Source organism: Helicobacter sp. CLO-3 (assembly GCF_001854545.1).
Taxonomy (GTDB): Bacteria; Campylobacterota; Campylobacteria; order Campylobacterales; family Helicobacteraceae; genus Helicobacter_B.
The window spans coordinates 1-548 of the sequence record NZ_MLQN01000085.1 but is presented as its reverse complement, the minus strand read 5'-3'; the positions used below and the strand labels follow the sequence as shown (position 1 = coordinate 548).

General features: G+C 45.3%; 2 pseudogenes. Both read right to left on the bottom strand.

The features are described 5' to 3' along the window. Positions 1-251: pseudogene (locus BKN38_RS12175) on the bottom strand (penicillin-binding protein activator LpoB); the annotation flags it as partial. Continuing rightward, a pseudogene (locus BKN38_RS12170) lies at positions 202-548 on the bottom strand (penicillin-binding protein activator LpoB); the annotation flags it as partial. The pseudogenes BKN38_RS12175 and BKN38_RS12170, both read right to left, overlap by 50 nt.

Sequence of the window (548 nt, the reverse complement as noted above, 5' to 3'; positions counted from 1 at the left end):
GCTAGCTTCGATATAGTCTCATCGGTATCCCATACCACTCGCCCGCTTTTGAGATCTGTAAGCACTAGGAGAAACTGATAATCTATGCGCTTATTTTTGCCTATGGTTTTGGTGCGCTGGGTTATTTTGCCAGCAAGCGAGTAGTCTGGTGCTACTAGCGTGCCATTTTCTTGTGTGGTGCAGGGGTCAAAGGCTGCGTTATCATTTAGCTTGCGCGAGTTTTTGCAGCATTTTATCAGTGTGCGCTCCACTGCCTGCTATGGCATTTGTCAAAGTGAATTTTTTGCTATTTCTTATGTGGCGCACTAGCTTGCGGCTTAAAATCTCTGTATCTATGTCTTCTTGTGTCTCATTGATGATGTCTGATATAGCTAGCATTTTGCGTGATTTTAGCTCTTTGGTAAAGGTGGATTCTAGCAGAGAGCGGGCGGACTTCTCGACGACTTGCTCTATATCGTGTGGGTCTATGCCTGTGGATGCGTAGGCTTTGGATTCTGTGATGTATTTTGTTTTGCTATCTTTGGCGCAGCTTGTGAGGGATAGGGAAA